Source organism: Vibrio rumoiensis (assembly GCF_002218045.2).
GTDB classification, from domain to species: domain Bacteria; phylum Pseudomonadota; class Gammaproteobacteria; order Enterobacterales; family Vibrionaceae; genus Vibrio; species Vibrio rumoiensis.
The window spans coordinates 333,009-357,736 of sequence record NZ_AP018685.1; the positions used below are offsets into that span (position 1 = coordinate 333,009).

22 protein-coding genes and 1 riboswitch are annotated in these 24,728 nt (G+C 42.7%); of the genes, 12 read left to right on the forward strand and 10 right to left on the reverse strand.

Annotated elements, in window-relative coordinates:
- Positions 1 to 12: 12 nt before the first annotated feature.
- Positions 13 to 1,737 carry an SLC13 family permease gene (locus VRUMOI_RS01590; RefSeq protein WP_089140085.1) on the forward strand — a complete coding sequence of 575 codons (1,725 nt, stop codon included), beginning with the start codon at positions 13 to 15 and terminating at the stop codon, positions 1,735 to 1,737.
- A 45-nt stretch (positions 1,738 to 1,782) separates the two neighbouring features.
- Positions 1,783 to 2,394, forward strand: a complete 612-nt coding sequence (cysC, locus tag VRUMOI_RS01595; RefSeq protein WP_089140026.1) for an adenylyl-sulfate kinase — start codon at positions 1,783 to 1,785, stop codon at positions 2,392 to 2,394.
- Between the two features lie 76 nt (positions 2,395 to 2,470).
- Here the strand turns inward: cysC and VRUMOI_RS01600 are convergent, their stop codons facing one another.
- From VRUMOI_RS01600 to VRUMOI_RS01620, 5 genes are all read right to left on the reverse strand, one after another.
- Positions 2,471 to 3,013 carry a DUF3299 domain-containing protein gene (locus VRUMOI_RS01600; protein ID WP_089140027.1) on the reverse strand — a complete coding sequence of 181 codons (543 nt, stop codon included), beginning with the start codon at positions 3,011 to 3,013 and terminating at the stop codon, positions 2,471 to 2,473.
- A 2-nt stretch (positions 3,014 to 3,015) separates the two neighbouring features.
- Entirely contained in the window at positions 3,016 to 4,275 is a 1,260-nt protein-coding gene (locus VRUMOI_RS01605) for an ABC transporter permease (RefSeq protein WP_089140028.1), read from the reverse strand.
- On the reverse strand, positions 4,272 to 4,988 hold the full coding sequence (locus tag VRUMOI_RS01610; RefSeq protein ID WP_089140029.1) for an ABC transporter ATP-binding protein: 717 nt from the start codon (positions 4,986 to 4,988) through the stop codon (positions 4,272 to 4,274). The genes VRUMOI_RS01605 and VRUMOI_RS01610 overlap by 4 nt, the downstream gene beginning before the upstream one ends.
- Positions 4,989 to 5,070: 82 nt before the next feature.
- Positions 5,071 to 5,694: a zinc uptake protein ZrgA gene (zrgA, locus tag VRUMOI_RS01615; protein ID WP_089140030.1), complete on the reverse strand. Its 624-nt coding sequence runs from the start codon at positions 5,692 to 5,694 to the stop codon at positions 5,071 to 5,073.
- Between the two features lie 133 nt (positions 5,695 to 5,827).
- Positions 5,828 to 6,379, reverse strand: coding sequence for a YtfJ family protein (locus VRUMOI_RS01620; protein WP_089140031.1), 552 nt, complete (start codon positions 6,377 to 6,379; stop codon positions 5,828 to 5,830).
- Positions 6,380 to 6,684: 305 nt separating this feature from the next.
- On the opposite strand from VRUMOI_RS01620, the gene VRUMOI_RS01625 reads away from it, so the two are divergent.
- A complete protein-coding gene (locus tag VRUMOI_RS01625; protein WP_089140032.1) occupies positions 6,685 to 6,897 on the forward strand; it encodes a DUF1107 family protein in 213 nt (70 codons plus the stop codon).
- A gap of 80 nt (positions 6,898 to 6,977) precedes the next feature.
- Here VRUMOI_RS01625 and msrA read toward each other — a convergent pair whose 3' ends face one another.
- A complete protein-coding gene (gene msrA, locus VRUMOI_RS01630) occupies positions 6,978 to 7,616 on the reverse strand; it encodes a peptide-methionine (S)-S-oxide reductase MsrA (protein WP_089140033.1) in 639 nt (212 codons plus the stop codon).
- 190 nt (positions 7,617 to 7,806) lie between these two features.
- Between msrA and tamA the strand changes: the two genes are divergently transcribed.
- From tamA to VRUMOI_RS01650, 4 genes are all read left to right on the forward strand, one after another.
- Positions 7,807 to 9,543 (forward strand): autotransporter assembly complex protein TamA, encoded by a 1,737-nt coding sequence (tamA, locus tag VRUMOI_RS01635; protein ID WP_089140034.1) that lies wholly within the window; start codon positions 7,807 to 7,809, stop codon positions 9,541 to 9,543.
- Positions 9,543 to 13,331, forward strand: coding sequence for an autotransporter assembly complex protein TamB (gene tamB, locus VRUMOI_RS01640; RefSeq protein ID WP_089140035.1), 3,789 nt, complete (start codon positions 9,543 to 9,545; stop codon positions 13,329 to 13,331). Before tamA ends, tamB begins: the two co-directional genes overlap by 1 nt.
- Positions 13,332 to 13,352: 21 nt before the next feature.
- A complete protein-coding gene (locus tag VRUMOI_RS01645) occupies positions 13,353 to 13,715 on the forward strand; it encodes a gamma-glutamylcyclotransferase family protein (protein WP_089140086.1) in 363 nt (120 codons plus the stop codon).
- A gap of 95 nt (positions 13,716 to 13,810) precedes the next feature.
- The gene (locus VRUMOI_RS01650; protein ID WP_231897473.1) at positions 13,811 to 14,188 is read left to right on the forward strand and encodes a DUF2799 domain-containing protein; all 378 of its coding nucleotides are present in this window, start codon (positions 13,811 to 13,813) and stop codon (positions 14,186 to 14,188) included.
- 70 nt (positions 14,189 to 14,258) lie between these two features.
- Here the strand turns inward: VRUMOI_RS01650 and ppa are convergent, their stop codons facing one another.
- Positions 14,259 to 14,786, reverse strand: a complete 528-nt coding sequence (gene ppa, locus VRUMOI_RS01655; RefSeq protein ID WP_089140036.1) for an inorganic diphosphatase — start codon at positions 14,784 to 14,786, stop codon at positions 14,259 to 14,261.
- 199 nt (positions 14,787 to 14,985) lie between these two features.
- Complete coding sequence (fbp, locus tag VRUMOI_RS01660; protein WP_089140088.1) at positions 14,986 to 15,996, reverse strand: class 1 fructose-bisphosphatase; 1,011 nt, start codon at positions 15,994 to 15,996, stop codon at positions 14,986 to 14,988.
- Between the two features lie 278 nt (positions 15,997 to 16,274).
- Here fbp and mpl point away from each other — a divergent pair, with 278 nt between their 5' ends.
- The 5 genes from mpl to thiQ all read left to right on the forward strand — a co-directional run bounded on the left by mpl (position 16,275) and on the right by thiQ (position 22,006).
- Positions 16,275 to 17,630, forward strand: coding sequence for a UDP-N-acetylmuramate:L-alanyl-gamma-D-glutamyl-meso-diaminopimelate ligase (gene mpl, locus VRUMOI_RS01665; protein WP_089140037.1), 1,356 nt, complete (start codon positions 16,275 to 16,277; stop codon positions 17,628 to 17,630).
- A 96-nt stretch (positions 17,631 to 17,726) separates the two neighbouring features.
- Complete coding sequence (locus VRUMOI_RS01670) at positions 17,727 to 18,356, forward strand: flavin prenyltransferase UbiX (protein WP_089140038.1); 630 nt, start codon at positions 17,727 to 17,729, stop codon at positions 18,354 to 18,356.
- Between the two features lie 109 nt (positions 18,357 to 18,465).
- Positions 18,466 to 18,563: riboswitch (TPP riboswitch) on the forward strand.
- Positions 18,564 to 18,656: 93 nt separating this feature from the next.
- Positions 18,657 to 19,619 carry a thiamine ABC transporter substrate binding subunit gene (gene thiB / locus VRUMOI_RS01675; protein WP_269459979.1) on the forward strand — a complete coding sequence of 321 codons (963 nt, stop codon included), beginning with the start codon at positions 18,657 to 18,659 and terminating at the stop codon, positions 19,617 to 19,619.
- Positions 19,620 to 19,677: 58 nt separating this feature from the next.
- Positions 19,678 to 21,267 carry a thiamine/thiamine pyrophosphate ABC transporter permease ThiP gene (gene thiP / locus VRUMOI_RS01680; protein ID WP_089140040.1) on the forward strand — a complete coding sequence of 530 codons (1,590 nt, stop codon included), beginning with the start codon at positions 19,678 to 19,680 and terminating at the stop codon, positions 21,265 to 21,267.
- A 19-nt stretch (positions 21,268 to 21,286) separates the two neighbouring features.
- Positions 21,287 to 22,006: a thiamine ABC transporter ATP-binding protein gene (gene thiQ, locus VRUMOI_RS01685; protein ID WP_089140089.1), complete on the forward strand. Its 720-nt coding sequence runs from the start codon at positions 21,287 to 21,289 to the stop codon at positions 22,004 to 22,006.
- An 87-nt stretch (positions 22,007 to 22,093) separates the two neighbouring features.
- Here thiQ and VRUMOI_RS01690 read toward each other — a convergent pair whose 3' ends face one another.
- Together VRUMOI_RS01690 and VRUMOI_RS01695 are read right to left on the reverse strand one after the other, a co-directional pair.
- Complete coding sequence (locus VRUMOI_RS01690) at positions 22,094 to 22,969, reverse strand: hypothetical protein (protein ID WP_197712949.1); 876 nt, start codon at positions 22,967 to 22,969, stop codon at positions 22,094 to 22,096.
- 41 nt (positions 22,970 to 23,010) lie between these two features.
- Positions 23,011 to 24,426: a PhoH family protein gene (locus VRUMOI_RS01695; protein WP_089140041.1), complete on the reverse strand. Its 1,416-nt coding sequence runs from the start codon at positions 24,424 to 24,426 to the stop codon at positions 23,011 to 23,013.
- Positions 24,427 to 24,728: the final 302 nt, after the last annotated feature.

The following is a 24,728-nucleotide window of genomic DNA, read 5'->3' on the forward strand; positions in this document are numbered from 1 at the left end:
GTGGAGTATGCCATGTGGGATAAATGGTTGGTGTTACTGCTGTTAATCGCCATTATTGGCAGTTTAATCTTCACCAAGATTAAGCCGAGCTTTATTTTTGCTAGTGCTGCGTTGGTCGCTTTTATGACTGGCGCAGTGGATCTTGATGGCATCGCGAAGAACTTTACTAATTCATCATTGTTGACATTAGTGTTATTGATTTTAGCCTCATGTGCTTTAGAGAAAACGCGGCTGATCAGTTGGATCAGCCGCCATATTTCTTCCGGTCGATTGGGGAGCGTTGTCGCTAAATTAGGTCTTTCGACCGCCTTTCTTTCTTCTTTTACCAATAATACCGCGGTGGTGGTGTCTTTGATTGGAGCGATTAAACGTAACCAGTCACATGCTCCATCGCAGTTATTAATTCCACTTTCATATGCCGCTATTTTAGGCGGTACGCTGACTTTAATTGGCACTTCGACCAATTTGATCATCAATAGTTTTGTGGTGGATGCTGGCTTACCGAGTCTTGGCTTTTTTGCACCGACCTGCATTGGCCTCGCCATTTTAGTGATTGGTGTTTTGGTGCTCATTCCACTTAGTTACTTATTACCGAATAGCGATGTGCACGAGCAAGACGATCTTCCTTATTTTTTAGAGGCGAGAGTGGAAGCGGGCTCTCCTTTGATAGGGAAAAGTATCGCACAAAATAATTTAAGAGCGTTGCGTAAGTTATTTTTAGCCGAAGTGATTCGAGATGGCGTGACAATAGCGTCAGTCACCCCAGATCTAGTGTTACTGGAAAAAGACCGTTTGTTGTTTTGTGGTGATGTAGAAAGTGTCGCTACCTTACAAGAGATCCCTGGAGTAACATTATTTGGTCAACACCACCTGAATGGACAAAGTTTTATTGAAGTGGTGGTCAGTCAATCGGCTTCGATTTGCAACAAGACGTTAAAGTCGAGCCAGTTTCGAGATCGCTTTGATGCCGTTGTGGTGGCGATTCGTCGCGGACACGAACGTTTAGAAGGCGGTTTAGGAAATGTAAAACTGGCAGCAGGCGATACCTTGGTGTTGGTTCCCGGTAAAGGCTTCCACTCGGCTCGTCAAGATCATGGTAAAGAGTTCGTCTTGATTAACGATCTTGATTCGAGTGCAAAATTAGATCGAACCAAATCATCTTTGGTGTTGTTCGGTTTTGCGGCAATTATTGGGTTATCGCTGCTTGGAGTGATCCCAATCATTAAGGGGTTAGCGGGTTATATCATATTGATGCTTGCTCTAGGTGCCGTTGGAATAAGTGAACTAAGACGACGATTTCCTATTGATATTATGGTGATCGTTGGCTCCGCGTTGTGTTTGGCTCAATTAATGATGTCGTCTGGTTTATCTAAGCAAATGGGCGATCTATTCATTTATTTGTTTAATGGTAGTGGGCCAATGGGGGCATTGATTGCGACCTATTTGTTGACGCTGATTTTAACCGAGCTTATTACCAATAATGCTGCTGCAGCGTTGGCTTTTCCTATTGGCTACAGCATGGCGATAGGCTATGGCGTGGATCCTATGCCATTTATTATGGCGGTATTGTTTGGCGCCAGCGCCAGTTTTATTTCTCCTTATGGTTATCAAACCAATTTGTTGGTGTATAGCGTTGGAAATTACCATATTAACGATTTTATTAAAGTGGGAGTGCCGATCTCGATCGTTTATTCGGTCGTAACATTGACGCTAATTCCTTATTTCTTCCCTTTTTAAAGCTTACTTTTATGAAAAGTAAACTCAGTAGGATGGACTCTATTAATGACTGTTTTGAATAAAGATGAAAATGTAATTTGGCATCAACATCAGGTGACTAAACAAACTCGCTCAGATTTGAAAAAGCAAAAGCCAGTGGTGCTTTGGTTTACAGGGTTATCTGGTGCTGGTAAATCAACAGTGGCAGGGGCTCTTGAATCTCAACTAGCGAGCTTGGGTTATCATACCTATCTACTCGATGGCGATAATGTTCGTCATGGATTATGCAGTGATTTAGGTTTTTCATCACAAGATCGCAGAGAGAATATTCGTCGTATTGGTGAGTTGGCAAAACTCATGGCGGATGCCGGCTTAATTGTCTTATCCGCTTTTATTTCTCCACATCGAGCTGAGCGCCAGATGGTACGAGATTTACTGCCGGACGGGGAATTCATTGAAGTGTTCGTTAATGCGCCACTAGAGGTATGTGAACAGCGTGACCCGAAAGGATTATATAAGAAGGCGAGAGCAGGCGAAATTCCGAATTTTACGGGGATTGATTCGGAATATGAAGCGCCACAACAGCCTGAGATTGATTTACCAGCCGGTGAAATGTCATTGGATGAGCTGGTGGAAATGTGTTTGCAGCATTTACGAGATCGGTCGGTTATTGCTTAACTGACAATGAAGAGAACACAAATTAACGGAATAGAAAAAAGGGAGTCAATGGGCTCCCTTTCTCGTGTGTTTACGATTACTGATCATCGTATTCTTCGATGGCGTCTCCTTGTAGGGTATAACCAGTTTGCGCTAAGTCATGATCGAGCACTTGAGTTTCTAATTTACCGACCACATACACCACATCCCATAATTGCTGAACGGGCGCGCCTTTGGGAAATTTGACATAAATAATTTGGTTGGGCGGTGGTGGTGGTACGTGGATACAGGCACCAAAATAGGGCACTAATAGAAACTCAGTAATGGTGTTTTGGTCGCCTTCTAAGGGGATAACAAAACCGGGGATTTTCACATAGCTGTTATTCAGCTCTGGACGAGTATGACCGATGGGGTTTTGCTTTGCTTTGCCACCAGTGTGATTACCTGGTGCAGGCATACCGAGCTTATCAAAGTTTTTTTGTTCATCGACTGGCACTAAATCAATCCAATCTAACTTGAGCGGTTCTTGTGATGTTTCCGCGTGAGCCAGTGGGATAGAAAATAAATTAACCAGAACAATAAGCCATGCAACCCTTGTTAAGTGTTTCCATTTGAACGGTTGATTGACGAACGTTTGCATCGTTATACCTTAATGGTCATGCCATCGGCGACAGAATGACGATATGCTTTGAGCGATGGAAATAACCCAATGATTATCCCTGACAGTTGTACCAGCATTAGTAACATAAGGTCATGTTGGGATAAAGCTGTTAGAGCAATTTTGACGCCATATTGATGTTCAATGAGTGGAGCACTCAGCGTCAACACTAGATAAAGAAGTCCGGTGCCAACCGCGATCCCTAATAAGGTTAATAGACTGGCTTCACTCATCAATAGGAAGAAGATGTGTTTTGGCTGTGCACCCATCGCACGTAATATTGCCATTTCACGGCGTCGTTCTTGTAACCCTGTTAATAGGCTAGTTAACATTCCTAATAGACCCGCAATCACCACAAAGCCTGAAATCACCATGAGGGCTTGTTCTGCCACCGACATCATTCCCCATAATTCACTGAGCGCGATGCCTGGCAAAATGGCACTTAACGGTTCTTTCGTATAATTGTTAATTTGCCTTTGTAGCATAAAGGTTTGAATTTTAGAGTTGAGCCCGAGCATAAAAGCGGTAATTTCTTTGGGTTCAAATTGCTGGTTTTCTAATGCTTTTTTATCTGGTGTATGCCCGAGATGGGCACCTGATTCCCATCCAACATGTATCGCTTCAATTGCCCCGAGTGATACGTGAACTGTTTTATCTACTGGGGTTCCGGTTGGCGCTAAAATACCGGTGATAGTGAATGGGAGATTTTTGTGGCGTGTAAAGGATTTATCACTGATGCCATGCGCAATAATAATGTCATCACCGAGATGGTAGTTGAGTTTTTTGGCGACATCCGAGCCAATCACGGTTTCAAATAAACCATGAAACGCTTGCCCTTGCGAGAAAGTAAGTGGTTGCTTACTTCCGTAGCGGTAAAATGTAAAGTAATCCTGATTGGTGCCCATCACACGAAATCCGCGGTGTGAATCCCCCAATGAAATCGGAATAGCCCACTTTACCTGTGGCAGATGAGCGATATCTTGATAGCTTTTCCAATCGATATTGTTGGTTGCATTGCCAATTCGAAAGACCGAATAAAGCAGTAAATTCACTTCACCAGAACGAGCTCCGACAATTAAATCTGTGCTCGAAATGGTATTGGCAAAACTACTTTTCGCTTGAGTTCGAATCTGTTCGACTCCGAGCAGTAATACCACTGAAATGGCCACTGTCAAAATCGTTAATAGCGCGGTGGTTTTTCGGTTGAGTAAGCTTTTCCAAGCCAGAGAGATAATGGCACTCATGAGCTTTCCCCTTCCTGATTCACCTGATTCATCGTCGGAAGATCAACATGAACGTTAAAGTAACGGCGCAGGTTTGAGTCGTGACTGACAAAAATGACGGTTGCAGCGGAGCGATTCGCCTCTTCCAGCAAGAGCTCGATAAAGGCTTGGCGGTTTTCTGGGTCAAGGGCAGATGTCGGTTCATCGGCAATGATTAGTTCGGGCTGGCCGATCAGCGCGCGAGCCGCGGCAACTCGTTGTTGCTGGCCAATACTAAGTTCATTAATAGGGCGATCAAAGCACGATGCAGGCAAATGTAGCCTTGTTAATAATTGTGTTGCTTGTTGTGCTAAAGACTCTGATTGTTGTTCTGCTTTAGCTTTACGAGCTTGAGAAAAGCGGCAAGGCAGTAAGACATTCTCAAGTACAGAAAGATAAGGCAGTAAATTGAATTGCTGGAAAATATAGCCAATATGCTGAGCGCGAAATTGATCTCTCTGAGATTGAGATAACCCATTGAGAGCTCGATTAAGAATGTCGATTTGGCCGACTTGTGGCGTAATAATGCCGGTTAATAAACTTAATAATGTCGATTTTCCACAACCACTTGGCCCTTGAATAAATACATGTTGTTGCAAGGGAATCGATAAATAGTCAATGACTAAGGTTGGTGTAGCTTGTTTTGGCCAAGTAAAGCTGACTTGCTTGAGTTCTATTGCAAGAGAAATCGTCATGTTGGTCTCTTTTTAGGCTTATCTTTTAAATAAAGCGACGTCGCGGAGCAGGCCGCGACGTAAATTGCATTGAATAATGACTTTACCATTGAATGCTTTGGTTTGGCTGCTTAAGTTCGATGTGTTTTTGGGCGTTATCGGTTAACACGTTAATCTCAATGGTTTGAGTGGCCGGAAAGTGAGAAAACCATTGAGTATCGATAGTCGATAATTGCGAAATATTGTCACATTGATACTGGTATTGCAGAGTGAAGGTGCCATGCTGGTGGTCGTGGTCGTGGTCGTGGTCGTGGTCGTGGTCGTGGTCGTGGTGTGACTCATGATCGTGATGCTGGTCATGGCTATCATGCTCAGATTCGATTTGTTGACCAATATTGTCTTTTATTAGTGAGTCTATTGGCTGGCAATTCGCTGTTTTAGTCAATGTGAATAGTTGATTGGGTTGCTTAAGTAGAGCCACTGCTTGTTGATAAGCTTGTTGCTCCTCTTGGTTAGTTGGGGCGTGTTCAAACCCTAAAATATCTTGTCCAGGAGAGGTAACCTCGATTAAAAAGTCATTACCATCTTGCACCATATTGAACGTGACTATGCCATGAACATGAGGTTGATGTTGGCGGAATTCATGTTGATCGGCGGCGACAGCTAGATTTGGCAAACTTAGTAAGCTGGCAGATAAAATTGAAGAGATGGCGGTCATTTTATGCATGTTGGGCTCTCATTGGCTAGAGGATAAATGTGAGAGCAAGCATGAAGTTTATGCATCTCACTAGAATGATAATTGTTATACTATAACAACCACCAATCTAGCAGAAATGTTATGTTATTACAATTTGTGTCAATTAAAGATTTTGCTTAATCAATTGTAATACTTGGTTAATTTGTTGCGGAGTTAGCTCACCGTCTTGGTTGAAGAGCACTCGACCTGTTTTATCTTGCACAATGATGGTGGAAGACTTCGGTGTCAGTTGCCATTGCTTGGCTGCGACACCCTCTTGATCCAATACCATCGAAGACCAAGAGAAGTCTTTCTTACCATCTTCTGCTGATGATTTTACAAAAGAGCTGGTTCCCCAAATGGCATCATCTTGGTTGACGATGGTGGTTGTTTGATATTTGTCTGCAGGAAAATCCGCTTTGGTGATGGCTTCCATTAATGGCGCGTTCATTGCTTTCGCACCACTTCTCCCGGCAATCGCCTGAATGACACGCACTTTGCCGAGTAGCAATTCTGTATTCCAAGGTAAGTAGTTGAAATCGTCATTTTGAAGGAAAATTTCGCCTCCTTTTTCGATGGTTACCGCCGGAATGCTGCGACCAACCTGAATGTTATTAGCGCTCACTGTGAGTGAAATCATGCTCAAAAAAAGGGCAATGGATAGTTTTCTTATCATCGTTGTCTACCTAGTTAGATGCTGGAAATGAGAAAGTCCTCATATAATAGCGCATAAACAAATTTGAAAAGTACGAAATGTTGTCTGGCTCTAATTTTGCGTAACTTTTTTTGACTATAAAGAGTGTCTTGAGTGAGGAGTTTGCACCTTGTCACTATTTTGCAGCAATTTTACTGTATCAATGTGGCTCAATTGAATTTTAGCCACTATAACCATACTAATGGCCAATGCGAGATTGCCATCTTAATGATGTGAATCAGGCTTGTTAGAACGCTATCGAAAATAACAATAATCTGGATATACACATGAACATGCAGCCAATTTTTAATCGCTATCGTCCACTTCAAATTGCCCGTTTTGTGAAAGTTGTATTTAAAGGGCATTTTGGTATCAAAGGTGTTGGGGAATTTTATTTCGATAAAGGTAAAGTGCTATTACCTGATGTGTCGAATAAAAAACAATTAAAGATTATGAAAGAGGTCAACTTAGCGATTCATCAACTATCGTTGGAGTCTTGAAGGTATTGCTTAGATAAACAGGCTTACCGTTAAGCCTGTTTATGTCGGTCGTCTTCCTATATGTAGGTTTTAGGCTTGGGTTATTCGCTTAAGCTAGGTGGGAAGCACACACCGGTTCCACCGATACCGCAATAGCCTTGTGGGTTCTTGGCTAAATATTGCTGGTGGTAAGTTTCGGCGAGGTAATAGTCACCCATCACTGCTAGTTCGGTGGTGATATTTTTACTTAATGATTCACCAATCGCTTGCTGGTAAGTTGCTTTGCTTTGTTCTGCAATCGTAAGATCGTTCGTATCTTCAGTAAAAATAACCGAGCGATATTGGGTACCAATATCATTACCTTGGCGCATTCCTTGAGTCGGATCGTGCTTCTCCCAAAATACGACCAACAGCTCTTGTAGTGACAATTGGCTTGGATCGAAAATGACACGAACCACTTCCGCATGCCCCGTTTCACCACTGCACACTTCTTGATAGGTTGGGTTTGGTGTATAACCACCGCTATAGCCTACCGAAGTACTTATGACACCATCAAGTTGCCAGAAAACGCGTTCAGCACCCCAGAAACATCCGAGCCCTAATAGCACTTCTTTACTTCCTGTTGGTTTCTCAGCCGTTAAATCGGTTTGATTAATATAATGCAATTCAGTGATAAGCATTTTTTCATCACGACCGGTTAATGCGGTTTCTTGGGTGATTAATTTATCTTTATTCGACATTAATAATCCTTATTCGACTTTTGAGAACAGGGAAAGTCTGGTAGTTTAAGTCGCATACAATATATGAGGTCAAAAAGACCTTAACCATAGACTGACGAATCCCTGTGATCATTTCCAATTAAAGTAGTGTAATCCCTATTTTGATCTGACAAATTACAGTAGTTTGGGCCATGAGTACAAATATTCACTTATGAAAAAGAGTCATCTCACTTCATTGTTGACCTGTTTGCTGATTTTTTCGGCTACCCCTAGCTATGCAGAAACAGATCTCACTATCGAAGGGTTAGATGGTGATCTAGAAGATAATGTCTCCTCTTACTTATCGGCAATCAAAGAGAGTGAATATTCCACTTCGCTACGTTTTCAATCTCGCGTCAAAGAAAATATTACCGATGCGCTTAAAGCTCTGGGTTATTACAACCCTGATATTCAATTTAAGATAGAAGGGGATCGTGATAATCCGGAAGCAGATCATGAGATTATTGTGACCGTAGATGCCGGTATCCCGACGATCATTTATGAAAGTGATATTGTGATTGAAGGTGAGGCGGCAACCGATGCGGATTTTTTACGTTTAATCGATCGCTCAAAATTAAATTTAGGCCAGGTTTTAAACCATGGTAATTATGAAGGGTTGAAGAGCGCTTTGCGTAACTTGGCATTGCAGAAAGGGTATTTCGACGGCCAATTTATTGTTACGCGTTTGCAAGTGTCACCAAGCCGTAATCAAGCTTTTGTCCATCTGCATTATCAAAGTGGACAACGTTACGTATTTGGTTCAACCAGTATTTCTGGTAGCCAAATTGAGCAAAAACGCGTTCAATCTTTGGTACCTTATCAAGCGGGTGACCCTTACCAATCGATTTTGGTTGGAGAGTTAAATCAAAATTTATCCAGCTCTGAATGGTTTTCTAATATTTCAGTCGAACCGGATATTGCCAGCGTGGATGAAGAAAAATCATTACCAATGAAGGTGAGGGTTTCTCCTCAAACGCGCAATCAAATTGAGACCGGCTTAGGCTATTCAACGGATGTTGGGCCTCGAGGTAAGCTCTCATGGAAAAAACCTTGGCTCAATAAATATGGCCACAGTGTCGGTGCCAGTGTGATGTTATCGCACCCAGAAAAAACCTTTACTGCTAACTATAAAATCCCATTAGACGATGTCCTAAAAGATTACTATTTAGTGCAATACGGATTTAAAGATGAAAATGATAATGACACCGATAGCCAAGAGCAAAATTTGTCATTTGAAAGGCATTGGCTCTACGATAATGGTTGGCATCGAACCATTTATTTACGCTTATTGTATGAAGACTATATTCAAGCATCTGAATCTGGGCATTCATTATTTGCCTTGCCGGGGATTTCTTTTTCGCGGGTAAGATCGCGCGGTAACACCATGCCAATGTGGGGCGATAAACAAAGCATTAGTTTTGAATATGGTGACCCCACCTTGTTTTCCGATACTCGCATTATTCGTGTGCTCGGTCATACTGGCTGGATTCGAGGTATTGGCCGTAACCATCGCTTTTTAACTCGAGTGGATGCGGGAGGTGCCTTTGCCGATAATTGGTCGGAAGTCCCACCGTCCTTGCGTTTCTTTGTAGGGGGGATTAACTCGCTAAGAGGTTATGGTTACGAAGAAATTTCACCTAGAGATGAAAATAATGAATTAGAAGGCGGTGCCTATATGGCGACGTCGAGTTTCGAATATCAATATCGAGTCACTGGCAATTGGTGGGGGGCGGCATTTTTGGATGTTGGTGATGCTTGGACCGATACTCCAAATTGGAAAAAAGGGGTTGGCTTAGGCATTCGTTGGGGATCGCCCGTTGGTCCGGTTCGTCTTGATTTTGCTTATGGACTAGATGCCGATAGCGGTGATGAATTCCGTATCCACTTTACTTTAGGTCCAGAGTTGTAATGAAACGATTACTCAAATGGCTACTTGGTATTATTTTGTTGATACCGACAACGGTGCTGATTGCGCTTTTATTGGTGGCGGTGCTGCTGTTTACCAATGTGGGTTTAAACAGTGGTTTATGGGTTGCGCAGAAATTGGTACCAGAGTTTAAAGTCGGTTCAACTGAAGGGAGCTTATTACCGGCTTTTACGTTGCACGATCTTGAATATAAAAGCCCTGACTTAGGTATTGCCACTGAGCTGAAACGCTTTGATTTTTCAACCTCATTGGATTGCTTATTCGAACATTCGGTATGTCTTGATACTATCGCGATCAACGGGTTAACGTTTGATATGCCAAACTTGCCCGCGTCTGAAGGCGAAGAGGTCGATGAGGGGAGTTCGAGCATGCCGACGATTTTTATGCCTATTCCTGTGTCACTGACTCATCTCGCTCTTAACGATATCGATCTTAATATCTTAGGTTATAAAGCCTCTTGGCATCAGTTCTCAACAGGATTGTATATGCAAGGTCGCACATTGACATTGCGACCAACACATTGGCAAAAAATTCGCCTAACGCTCGCCCCTGATGATGGTCAAAAGAGATCAGAACCCGTCGATAATACGCCATTGGCTCAACGACCAGATATTACCCTTCCCACTGTTACGCTTCCGATCAATTTGAAAGTCGAGCAATTTGATGTTGACGATTTTATTTTGCAGCAAACCGCTCCGATTAAGGTGAATCATTTGGGTTTTAAAGGCTCACTGATGGGGAGCCAGTTAACTATTCCAGAACTCAAACTTGATATGCCAGAGGCCGATTTAGACTTAAAGACTAAACTAACGATGTCTGGTGACTACCCGTTAACGCTTCAAGCAAAAGGACTGGTTAAAATGCCGGACTATTCTGGTCAAGCGATTCATCTTGATGCCAAGGGTAGTGTGGCTAACCTCAATATGACCGCAGCGCTTTCTGGTGGTGTTGAGGCAAAAATCAAAGCGAATCTTAAGCCTTTGAAAGCGACGTTACCTTTTGGTTTGTCATTGCAAAATGGTAAAGCTCAATGGCCGCTTAAAGGTCAATCTGACTACAAAGTGAATATCGAGCACCTAGATGGTCATGGTTCATTAGAGGGTTATCAGTTTACTTTGGAGTCGCAAGTTTCAGGGGCTGATATACCTGCGTCAGATATTGTTCTTGATGCCCAAGGAAACCTTGATCAGATTGATTTTCATAAACTGAATATCGATACCTTAGGCGGTAATGTAACTGGCCAGGCGATGGTCAATTGGAAAGCGCCATTAAATTGGAAAGCCACTTTGGGGTTAACGGATATTCAACCGGGTTTGCAATGGCCGCAAGCGGAAGGGATGTTAAATGGCAGTTTAATCACAACTGGAAATTTGACCTCACAAGGTGGCTGGGTTGTGCATTTCCCTAGCCTTGCCATTGATGGGAAACTGCGGAATTATCCACTGTCGTTAAAAGGGCAACTCAATGCCAGTGATAAAACCGGTAAAGGAAAATATATTGTTCGCACCCGAGGGTTAAGATTATCTCATGCGGCAAATAGTCTAAAAATAAAGGGCAAGTTAGATCAGCAATGGGATATGGATATTGCTGTTAATATGCCGAAATTATCAGAAACGATTCCCGACCTTAAAGGCCAAGCGATAGGGGATATTCAGCTGCGTGGTGAACAACGGTCTCCGCAGGTTTTAACGGACTTATCCTTAAGTGACATCGATTGGAATCAAGGTGAAGCCAAACTTCAATCTTTGCTATTAAAAGGACAAGTCTCGCCATTGCCGGCACCGAGTGGCGATATTCGCTTGAGTGCACAAGGTGGCTTATATCAAAACCATCAACTGAAAGATTTAACCTTAGCATTCAAAGGCAATGAAAAGTCGCATCAACTTGATCTTGATATGATGACGGACTTATTTTCAACCACCATGGCAGTACAAGGTGGCATGGTCAATAAGCCTAAACAAGCTTGGAAAGGGCAATTAACGTCGGCTCAGGTTACTTTAATGGAACCGAATACCAATAAAAAAACCAACCCTATGTGGCAGATTGATCACGCCGTTGCGATTGGCTATCAATTGGCCTCTCAACGTGTCGATGTTCAAGCGCATTGTTGGCAGCACCTCCCCTCGAAAATTTGTTTAGATAAGGATCTTTCAGCAGGCAGTGATGGCGAAGCGACATTGTCGGTGCAACAATTTTCATTTGATGAATTGGCGATATTTCTTCCACAAGATACTGAGATTAACGGTGAGCTAAACGTGAATGCTTGGTTGAAATGGGCGAATAATCAAGCCCCTCAAGTCAAAGTGAAAGTGGATATTTCCTCAGGCAATATTGTGCAGAAGCTGGATACACCACTCACCATTCCTTGGGACAAGATTCAATTATCGGCTAATTTGCAGAAAAATAAGCTCGATATGAGTTGGCTATTGGCATTAACCAATAATGGTCAAATTAAAGGCCAAGCCACCATTCCTAATGTTCAAGCTCAGCAGATGTCGATTGATGGTGACAATACTATCGAAGGCATTCATTTAGGTTTTTTACGACCTTTACTCGGAGAGCAAAACCGTCTTAATGCCAATGTGAATTCTAACCTTGATTTTAATGGGCCGATTTTAAACCCTAAAGTGTTGGGTAATTTTGATATTGAAGATTTCCAATTAGAAGGTCCGATGTTCCCTGTAGATATTCACCAAGGGGAAGTCAAAACGAAGTTTAGTGGCTATTCGGCGACCTTGAGTAGTGTATTAGAAACTGATGATGGTGATTTACAGTTACAAGGGGATGCTAATTGGGCGCAACGTGATAATTGGAATGCCCATTTAAGAGTTTTTGGGGATGAACTGAAAGTCGAATCTCCACCAATGGTGGCACTGAAGGTGAAGCCTGATTTAACCATTTCGATAACCCCTCAATTAGCCAAGATAACCGGTAATATTGATATCCCTTGGGGAAGGATATTGGTTGAAGATTTACCCGAGAGTGCGATAGGTGTATCCAAAGATGAAGTGATTCTTGATGAGAATTTAGAACCAGTAGAGGAGAATAATGGTCTTCCAATGGCATTGGAGAGCGATGTCACTATCAATATTGGTGATGATGTGAGCTTGTCCGCTTTTGGCTTAAAAGGTTATTTGGTGGGAAGTTTGAAAGTCTCTCAGAAAGATAAAGGTCCCTTTATTCTAGGCGAAGTGAGGATCGAAAAAGGCTACTACCAATCCTTTGGTCAAGATTTGATTATCCAAGAAGGTAAGATCTTGATGAATGGCCCTGCTGATCAACCTTATGTGGCGATTAAGGCGATCCGTAATCCAGAGAATACGCAAGACGATGTGATCGCTGGGATCCAAGTGAGTGGCCCTGCTGATGCACCTGAAGTGACGGTGTTCTCTGAGCCATCAATGTCACAAACGAATGCGCTATCTTATTTATTACGAGGCCGAGGGATTGAAGATGGGGCCGGAGGCAGTACCATGACGACGGCTTTAATTGGTTTGAGTTTAGCGAAAAGCGGTAAGTTAGTCGGGGAGTTGGGCGAAGCTTTTGGGGTTCAAGATTTACAATTAGGTACGGCTGGTTCTGGTGATGATTCTCAAGTAACCGTAAGTGGGTATATCGCTCCTGGCTTGCAAGTGAAATATGGTGTTGGGATCTTTAATGCGTTAGGGGAGTTTACCGTGCGTTATGAGTTACTCACCGATTTCTATGTCGAAGCGGTGACGGGGGTAGATAGTGCCGTCGATTTCCTTTACCAGTTTAGTTTTAATTGATGTCCTTAGGAAAGGAAGATGATGCAACATCAAGTGTTGGTTTACGGGACATTACGTCAAGGTGAGTCGAATCACCATTTATTATCTCACAGCCAATTTTTAGGCAAAGTTATCACGCAAGCGCAATTTCAATTATTTGATTTAGGGCCTTATCCTGCGGCGATAAAAGGTGAGCAAGCTTTAGTCGCAGAAGTTTATTTGGTTGATGACGAGACTATGAAGCAATTGGATATATTGGAAGATTATCCCCATGAATATGATCGAGAGTTAATCAATACGCCATACGGACACGCTTGGATATATCTATATCAAAACAAAAGCTTATTGAAGAAAGTGCTGCATTCTGGTGATTGGTGTCAACGTGGTGACCATTCTTTTGGCTAAAAAAGTGAACTGTCTTGTCGTTCAAGCGTATTTAACAGTACAGCAAATACGTTGTTATACTTAACAAGTCACCTTTATTGCTAATGGAGACAGACATGAAACAGATAAATGTAATGAAACAAGCCCTCGCAATATTTGCGCTATTGGTTGTGGCGGGTTGTGCATCTCATCATAGCGACACCCCAAACACTGCCGATAGTCAAGCATGGCAAAGTTATGGTGAGCAAACTGCCGCGAAAGGTTTGGTTGAACATAGCCAACATCAGCTTGCTAAAAGCTCGGCGAATTTAACGGATGAAGCTTATATGGCTTACCAAGAAGGTTATGCGACCGGACAAAAACAATATTGTAGCCAGAATGCTTCTTGGCTAGGTTCGACCGGACAGGCGTATCGAGGTATTTGCGATAATATCGATCCGTTTTTCCGCCAAGATTATATGGCAGGAGTTCAGTCTCATGCCGGAGGAATGTAGTGTTACTACTCGCTATTCATCCATAAAAAAAGAGCCCAGGACGGGCTCTTTTTTCATCATGAAAAAACGCTTATTTTTGTGCGCGTTGGTGAGATTCTAGAATCTCTTTACGTGCTGATGCAACATCTTCCCAGCCATCGACTTTGACCCACTTACCTTCTTCAAGGTCTTTGTAACGCTCAAAGAAATGAGTGATTTGAGATTTTAATAACTCAGGTACATCGTTGATGTCTTGAATATGATCGTATTCTTTAGACAACTTGCTGTGCGGTACCGCAATTACTTTCGCGTCTTCACCTGACTCATCGGTCATTTTAAGTACGCCAACCGGACGGCAACGAATCACAGAACCTGGCATGAGTGGAAAAGGTGTCGGAACCAATACATCTACTGGGTCACCATCTAGAGATAATGTGTCGTTCACATAACCATAGTTGCATGGGTAGAACATTGGTGCAGACATAAAGCGGTCAACAAACACTGCGCCGCTGTCTTTATCAACTTCATATTTAATTGGATCGGCATTCGCAGGGATTTCGATTACTACATATAAATCGTCTGGTAGTGATTTACCCGCAGGTACATTATTCAAGCTCATTGGGCTTCCTTTCTCGGTTTCGCTATCTTGGGATAACTTAGATTTAAAATTAACGTTTTGATTATACCGTGACTTGTAATGGACTTGTAAAGAACTTGGGTAAAATATGCGAAGGAAATTATGGCTAGCTAGGGCGACAAGAAGCAAAAGATAAGAGAAATAGGTTCCTCTTATCTTTATCCCTTACAAAGGCAAGCGGTTATTCTGGATATTGCTCTAAAAAGCTTTCCACTTTATTTACCATCAGTGGTGAGCCAACCACAAAAGGAACCCGTTGGTGCAATTCGGTGGGTTTTAAATCTAGGATGCGGTTTTTACCGTCGGTTGCTTTACCGCCAGCTTGCTCCATCAAAAAAGCCATCGGGTTACATTCATACAATAAACGCAGTTTACCATTTGGGTGACTTTCCGTGCTTGGGTAAAGATACACCCCGCCTTTTAATAAATTGCGATGAAAATCGGCTACCAAAGAACCAATATAACGCGAGGTATAAGGGCGATTATCTTCAGGCACATTTTCTTGGCAATATTTGATGTATTTTTTGATCCCAGTAGGAAAGCGAATGTAATTGCCTTCATTGATCGAATAGATGGTGCCAGTTTCAGGAATCATCATTTGTTCATGAGACAAACAAAAAACACCTAAGGATGGGTCATACGTAAAACCATGAACGCCATTGCCAGTAGTATAAACCAACATGGTCGATGAGCCGTAAATGATATAACCGGCCGCAACTTGTTTATGGCCAGGTTGTAAGAAATCTTCCTCGGTAGGCGGCGTACCAATTGGAGAGACGCGGCGATAAATAGAGAAGATGGTACCGACTGAAACGTTAACATCAATATTGGAAGAACCATCGAGTGGGTCCATCAATACGACATATTTGGCATTTTTATTGAGATCTTTATTAAAAGCGACCGCTTCATCTTCTTCTTCACTGGCCACGCCACACACCTGATCGCGCGCTTCTAGTGCCGCTTTGAATTTGTCATTGGCATACAGGTCGAGTTTTTGCTGTTCTTCTCCTTGAACATTTTCTGCGCCTACTGAACCGGTAATGTCGACTAATCCCGCTTTATTGATTTCACGGTTGACTATTTTGGCGGCCAATTTTATTGAGCCAAGTAAAGATGATAAATCACCACTTGCATGGGGAAAGTGATGTTGATTTTCTACGATAAATTCACCAAGCGTGCGCATGTTCGACATGATTTGTCCTTTTAAAGTGTCGTTAAGCGTAATAAAGCCTGTAAGGTTTAGGCTTATCGCATTGTAAGGTGGCAAACTTTTTAATGGTAATGAAGTAACTTGTGAAATTTCACAAATGTGACATTTGAAGTTTTCTAAAGGGTTACCTCGAAAATCAACCATACTTTTTCGCTGGTTTGAGGTACTATGCGGAATAATCGTACATTTATTTATAGACCCTATGGGCTGTTGACTTCACAGGAGTCACAGCCCTTAGCATTTAGGTTGGAAACACTGTTATGCATATTCATATTCTTGGTATTTGTGGCACTTTTATGGGTGGCGCTGCGGTTTTAGCTCGTCAGTTAGGGCATAAAGTCACGGGTTGTGATGCCAATGTTTATCCACCCATGAGTACATTGCTTGAATCTCAAGGTATTGAAATTATTGAAGGGTTTGATCCTGAACAACTAAACCCTGCACCTGATTTGGTGGTGATCGGTAATGCGATGAGCCGTGGTAATCCATGTGTTGAATATGTATTGAACAATAACCTTAAATACACGTCTGGACCGCAATGGCTACAAGAGTTTTTACTGCATGATCGTTGGGTTCTGGCGGTTTCTGGCACTCATGGTAAAACCACCGCATCCAGTATGTTGTCTTGGATTTTAGAAGATTGTGGCTACGCACCGGGCTTTTTAGTCGGTGGCGTGTTGGGTAACTTTGGCGTGTCGGCCCGTTTAGGTGAAAGCATGTTCTTTGTGGTGGAAGCCGATGAATATGACAGTGCTTTTTTCGATAAGCGTTCTAAGTTTGTGCATTACCACCCACGTACATTGGTGATGAACAATTTAGAGTTCGATCATGCGGATATCTTCGATGATCTGGAAGCGATTAAGCGCCAATTCCATCATTTAGTGCGTACAGTACCGGGCAATGGCCGAATTCTGTCACCAAGCAATGATGACGGCTTAAAAGATGTTATCAAGCGTGGTTGCTGGAGCGAATTAGAATACATTGGGGACGATGGCCATTGGAAAGCCGAGAAAGTGAAAAAAGATGGCAGTCACTTCCAAGTGTATTTAGATGGACAGCATCATGGCGATGTGGTGTGGGATTTAGTCGGCGATCATAATGTGAATAATGCTTTAATGGCGATTGCCGCCGCGCGTCATGTGGGCGTGACCCCCGATTTGGCTTGTGAAGCATTAGGCAAGTTCATCAATACTAAACGTCGTCTAGAGCTAAAAGGCGAAGTGAAGGGCATTAAGGTCTATGATGACTTTGCTCATCACCCAACCGCGATTGATCTCACTTTAGAAGGTTTACGTAATAAAGTCGGTGATAGCAAAATTATTGCCGTATTTGAGCCTCGTTCAAGTACTATGAAAATGGGCGTGCATAAGAAGACGTTAGCCGCCGCCTTTAAACATGCAGATCAAGTCTGCCTATATCAACCAAGTAACATTCAATGGTCGGTAGAAGAGGTGGCTCAGCAATGCCCACAACCAAGTTATGTCGATGACAATATTGACAGTTTTGTCGAGCATATCGTGGCGCAAGCGCAAACAGGTGATCAGATCTTAGTGATGAGTAACGGTGGCTTTGAAGGGATCCACGCCAAGTTATTACAAGCTTTACAGCAAAAATAGTAAAAAGATCATCATAAGCAAAAAGATCATGGTAGGTATAAAGATCACTATGATCCTTTTGCTTTGAATTTGTCTCTTTTTATTGAGGGAAATATTATGTCTCAATTGGTGGAAAAGAAGATCACGTTGGCGTTTACTGGCGCATCAGGTGCGCCTTATGGGTTGCGTTTGTTAGAGTGTTTGTTAGCCGCAGACTATACCGTTTATTTGCTCATCTCATCGGCTGCCCGTGTCGTGATGGCTACCGAGCATGATTTAAAACTGCCAAGTGGACCGGAAGCTGCGCAAAAAGCGTTGGTTGAACATCTTAATTGTCGCAGTGAGAAATTGGTGGTTTGCGGTAAAGAAGATTGGTTTTCTCCGGTAGCATCAGGATCGGCTGCGCCAAAACAAATGGTGGTCTGTCCGTGCTCTGCGGGGAGTGTGGCTTCGATTGCTCACGGTATGTCGGATAACTTAATTGAACGTGCTGCCGATGTGGTAATGAAAGAGCGTGGGCAGCTTTTGCTGGTGGTACGTGAAACACCATTTTCGACGTTGCATCTAGAAAATATGCACAAGCTTTCGCAAATGGGTGTCACCATTATGCCGGCCGCGCCGGGCTTTTATCATCAGCCGAAAACCATTGAAGATTTAGTCGATTTTATGGTGGCGAGAATTCTTGATCATTTAGGTGTCGAGCAAGGTTTAGTGCCTCGTTGGGGTTATGATCAACGCTCTAGCTAACATTATTGTTATTAATCGCGGAGAACTGCTCGCCTCCTGCTAAGCAACAACTTACAATTTATATGCCCAAGTAACGTCAAGAGACGAGTCCCATAAGATTACTTGGCCATACAACTCATCGGGGTGCTGAATCATGTGATTTGGCTGAGATAACACCCGTGACCTGAACCAGATAATGCTGGCGTAGGAATTGAGTAGGATTTGTTTCCTTTTCTCCTTATTCCCTGTGCCGCTCACTAAATAAGGATTGATCTAGTGAACTTCACATCTAAAGCTATTACTTTTCTTTCGCTCTCTTGTATTGCCGCTTTGTCTTCTTCGGTAATGGCTGATCAAAAGCCTACCTTAACCGTTTATACCTACGATTCTTTTACCTCTGATTGGGGACCCGGTCCTAAAATTAAACAAGCTTTTGAAAGCCAGTGTGGATGCAACTTGAACTTCGTCGCCTTGGATGATGGCGGATCGGTGCTCAGTCGTATTCGTTTAGAGGGTAATAACACTAAGGCGGATGTCGTACTCGGGCTAAATAACAACATTATGGCGCAAGCTCAGCAGACAGGGTTGCTTGCCAAGCATGATGTTGATACCTCTCAAGTGACTATTCCCGGTGGTTGGAATAACCCTTATTTTGTGCCTTTTGATTATGGATATTTCGCGTTTATCTATAACAAAACCAAAATGAACCATCCGCCGAAAAGTTTAAAAGAATTAGTGGAACGTGATGATTTCAATATTATCTATCAAGATCCACGCACCTCGATTACCGGCCAAGGTCTATTACTGTGGGTGAAAGCGGTGTATGGCGATAATGCGGCGCAAGCTTGGCAGAAAATTGCTGACAAAACCGTTACCGTGAGCAAAGGGTGGTCAGATTCTTACCCGATGTTTTTAAAAGGGGAGAGTGACATGGTGTTGTCTTATAGTACCTCTCCGGCTTATCACATTATTGCTGAAAATGATGATCGCTATGCTGCTGCTAATTTTTCAGAAGGCCAATACGCGCAAATAGAATTGGCAGCTAAAGTGGCAAGTACCAAGCATCCTAAGTTGGCCGATGAGTTTATGCACTTTATCTTAACGGATGATTTTCAATCGGTAATGGCAACCGGTAATTGGATGTACCCAGTGACAGACGTTAAATTACCAAAAGGTTATGAGCAATTAACGGTGCCAAACAAGATGTTGTCGTTAGAGCCAGAAGTGGTGGCTAAACAGTTGAAAGGTTGGACGCGAGAATGGCAAATGGCTTTGTCACAATAAAAGCATAATAAGTACATGAATCGATTTTTATTTTTCAAGACGACAACAGGTTGGCAACGTGGTTAATGTTTCTGTTCCTAAGCTCGGTATTGCGGTTGCGCTGACTATCGGTTTGTTTGTCTGCGCAACCATAGGGGCGTTGGTTCAGCACGCCCCTAGCTTGAATATCAGTTGGATTTTATCGGATCCTTATTATCGACATATCACTTTTTTTAGCTTTTATCAGGCGGTGTTTTCTACGTTACTGAGTGTTGGCTTCGCGATACCGGTGGCTCATGCGCTATCTCGACGAGAATTTATAGGTAAGTCGCTGTTATTAAAGCTGTTCGCTTCAACATTGGTATTGCCAGTGTTGGTTGGGGTATTCGGTATTTTAGCGATCTTAGGGAATAGTGGTTTAGTCGCCGAGGTATTTAAAGCCTTCGATGCGCGTTTGCCATTTTCGATTTACGGGCTAAATGGCATTTTAATTGCCCATGTCTTTTTTAACCTGCCTTACGCCTGTCGTTTGTTATTGCATGCCTTAGAGTCGATCCCTAATGAGCAACATAAATTGTGTTCTCATTTGGGAATGAATGGATGGCAGAAGTTTTGCCAAGTTGAATGGCCACGCATGCGGCAGCAATTACCGCATGTTGCTGGCCTAGTGTTTATGTTGTGCTTTACCAGTTTTTCAACCGTCATGGCATTAGGTGGCGGGCCTAAATCCACCACCATTGAGCTGGCCATCTACCAAGCCATAAAGTTTGATTTTGATTTGCAAGCGGGGGCGATTCTGGCGCTATGGCAAATGTTGTTATGTGGTGGGTTAAGTTTATTATTATTGCGTTTGGCCAAGACGTTGCCAGCCTCTACTCAGGCTAGTCAGCAAGTTTTACCACGATGGATAGATTCTCGCTCAGCGAAAATTTGGGATAGCATTTGGATCATGGCGGCAATATTGCTCGTTCTACCACCGTTGTTGATGGTGATATGGCAAGGCTTGAATCCTCAATCATTAATGGTGCTACAAGATGCCAAGTTCTGGCAGGCGTTAATGGCCTCGCTTAAAGTGGCGACGCTAGCCAGTTCGCTTGCTTTAGTCATGGGCATTGCGATTTTATTAACGAGTCGAGCTTGGCACTTGAAAGGACGACGTCAGCGCGCTGGGCGTTTAGAATTGATGGGAACGATTATTTTGGTCACCCCTGGGATTGTAATTAGTACCGGATTATTTTTATTGCTGCGTAATTACGTTGACGTCTTTAGTCTCGCTTTTGTGATGGTGATTTTAGTCAATAGTTTAATGGCGTTGCCTTACATTATTAAAACCTTGTCGCAACCGATGTTGCAAACCGCGCAGCAATATCAATTTTTATGTCAAAGCCTAGGCATGATGGGCTGGACTCGTTTTAAAATGGTCGAGTGGAAAGCGCTTAACAAGCCAATTGCTCACGCCTTTGCGATCAGTTTTATGTTTTCGATGGGGGATTTAAGCGCAGTGGCACTGTTTGGTAATCAATCTTTTACGACTTTGCCTTTGTATTTATTTCAACTGCTTGGTAGTTATCAAATGCCAGCGGCAGCAATGGTGTCACTGTGTTTGTTGGTGTTTAGCGTCATCTGTTTTAGCTTGATTGATGTCGTGTTTAAACGAAGTAGTCGTTAATTAATGAAGAAGAATGACCATGTCTAATCGTGCTATTGAGATCCAAAACATTATTTATGATTATCAAAGCGAAACCTTTTACTTTGATTTACAGGTAGAACGTGGCTCTATTATGGCTTTGATGGGACCTAGTGGCTCAGGGAAATCCACCTTGCTCAGTTTAATTGCAGGTTTTATTGAACCCAAGCAAGGGGAGATTAAAGTCGATGGTTTGTCTGTGCTTGGTTTACAGCCTCATCAAAGGCCATTATCGATGTTGTTTCAAGAGCATAATTTATTCAGCCACTTAACGGTCAGGCAAAATATTGGACTTGGTTTGCATCCGGGTTTGAAATTAACCACTGAACAAAAACAGCAAGTCGAACAAGCGGCGCAGCAAGTCGGGATTGTGGAACTCTTGGATCGTCTACCTGAGCAGTTATCGGGTGGGCAACGGCAGCGGGTTGCGCTAGCAAGGTGCTTTGTTCAGCCCCATTCAATTTGGTTATTGGATGAGCCTTTTTCTGCGTTAGACCCAGTTTTACGTCAAGAGATGTTATCGCTGGTGGCCAGTTTAGCCAAAGAGCGCAATATCACCGTATTGATGGTGACGCATCATTTATCCGATGCCAAAGCGATTAGCAGTCATTTTGCGTTTATGGAGCAAGGTCGAGTGACTGAATGTGCCACCATCGATGCACTGACTCAAACTAGTGAAAATGCCCATCTACGCGCTTTTCTTCAAGCCAGTGGGGCTTAGTGATTTTTCTAAAATTTCTGATGAGTTACTTACCGGGCTCTCTCTTTTTCGTACTTTAGATTCACAGAATATATTTTTTATCTTCTATTATTTGGATAAACGATCTGTGAAAAACTGGTGACTTTTATCGATGTAATCTGAGTATTCTTCACCTTCAAGGCGGTATTTACACCAAGTTAAGTAGTTTTGGAAATAACCCACGGCTGAGTAAAAAATAATGGTGTAGCCTAAAACCTCTACACTTTCTTCTGCTGTTAGCTTTACTAATCTATCGTATCCATCTCCCAGTATTCCTTGCCAAAATGATCCCATGCCGAATAGGCGGGAAAAAACTAATAGCAATGCCATGCCTAAACATAAAGATAGAAAGTGACGGCTTCGGGTAAAATGAGCAAAAGTATGAATGGTTTGTTTGATATTTTTTGATGCGTACGCTATTGCCATCGCGGCAACAAATAAGGCTGGGTAAACCCAAAATCCGTGAACAATAAGATCTAACAATTCATCAAACTCACGAATTAACATACAGGTAAAAAATCCCGTCACTAGTACACAAAAGTGTCGGATTGAAGACTCTTTTATAGCAATATAACCAAAAGATAAAACCGTTAAAAATAGTAAGGTTTCTTGAAAATATTCAGTCAATGAATTTTCAGATAAGCCATTGTGTAGATAGATGAGATCATAAGAAACAGCCAGCACCGGTAGAGCTACAAGTACAGCTAAAAAGAAGAATTGGCCAAAACCTTTGAGAATAAAACGCAGATCAGTAGACATAATCACTCCGAAAATAAAACTGCCGCTTAAAAATTTAATTCCATTTAGATTTGCAGTCCGTGTGTCGGCGGGAAGGGGGGCGATTCTATAAGTGATGGTGCTTGGCGGTCTAATATTTTTTGGTTTTATAAAATAAAGTTTAATAATAATCAGTTCTATTATTATTACTAGACAATGACGGTGCATTGTGTGCACCGTCAGAAGTGTGAGTGGTATTTATTTGATTGTTATAAGTTTTCTTCGGCAAATTCCGCTAAGCGGCTACGGACTACGCCATTTAAGTGGATGTTGGCGCTGCCTTCGAAGTTTTTAAAACGCTCAACCATATAGGTTAAACCAGAGGTCACCGGGGTTAAATAAGTGGAATCTATTTGGGCTAGATTACCTGAACAGACGATTTTGGTGCCTTCACCACAACGTGTGATGATGGTTTTGATTTGTGAGGCGGTTAAGTTTTGGCATTCGTCCAATAAGACAAAAGCATTTTGGATTGAGCGGCCACGCATAAAGTTGATGGATTTAAATTGAATATTGGCTTTATCGCAGATGTATTTTAGCGACCCTTCGGTGCAGTGATCATTTTTATGCAGCGCTTCTAAGGTATCGGTGATCGCCGCAAGCCATGGCATCATTTTCTCTTCTTCAGTGCCGGGTAAGAAGCCGATCGCCTCGCCGATATCAGGGGTGTTACGAGTGACGATGATCTTATCGAACATTTTCTTTTCGATGGTCATTTCTAATGCTGCTGCCATGGCTAACATGGTTTTACCACTCCCTGCAGCGCCGGTTAAAATCACCAGATCGATTTCAGGATCGAGTAAGGCATCCATCGCCATACCTTGATAAATATTTTTCGGGTAAATATCCCAAGCATGACGGTGTAGCAGACGCTCTCGGCTGAGATCTTTGATTTTGGCTTTGGTCGGTTCAAGAGCTTCGACTCTGCCTGCAAAATCGCTATCTTCATCAATTAAATATTGGTTGATAAAGGTCGGTTCTAGCCCTTCACGATCCACGGTATGAAATGTTTTACTGCCACAATTTTGGCTTTCAACTTGTTTAAAGTTATCCCAAAAGTTGCCTTGGTATTCATTAAACCCTTTGGTGAGAAATTGCACATCATCAATTAATTGGTCGGTGCGGTAGTCTTCGACAAATTGGACACCAGCGCCTTTGGCTCGCAAACGCATATTAATGTCTTTGGTGATCAATACGACTTCACGAGGAGCACGGCGGTTTTGCAGCGCAATCACACCATTTAAAATTCGATTATCGCCCGCCTTGTCAGCAAACGCTTTGTCGTTATCGGGGATGTCAAAATCGGCCAGAATCGAAATGGTCCCGGTAGATTGATGCTCTGTGGCTAACGGGATCCCTTGGGAGATTTCTTCAGGCGTCGCATCATGGAAAATCGCTTCCAGAGCTCGGATGGCCACTCGAGCATCGCGCGCGACATCGCGTTTGCTGTCTTTTATGCGATCCAGTTCTTCCAATACGGTCATTGGAATCACGACATCGTGTTCTTGGAAAGAGTATATAGCGTGGGGTTCATGGAGCAGGATGTTGGTATCAAGGACAAAGATTTTTCGCGATGATTTATCGTGTGAGTTACGGCTGGTTAGCGTTCTGTCAGTCGAGCCCATAGCGTCTCCTTGTTCCGCGGTGCGGAAGGCTAGCAATGTTTGATTGCTATAGAGGCAGCTGGGAACATCCTGTTCCTATTTTTCGCTATCGAGAGTGTCGGTAGCGTGCTGCTACATAACGATCAAATCCTTTTCATTGATAAGCAACGATAGTTTTTTTAATCCACAACTATCTGAATGCTTATGTTGAGTATATGAAAGATTTTTACTTTCATCCTTACTTTAGATCTCAAATATTGACAGTTTTATGTCAGTGTTAAATTTTCCCCCGAATCATGGTGATATATCCCTTATCATCAAGT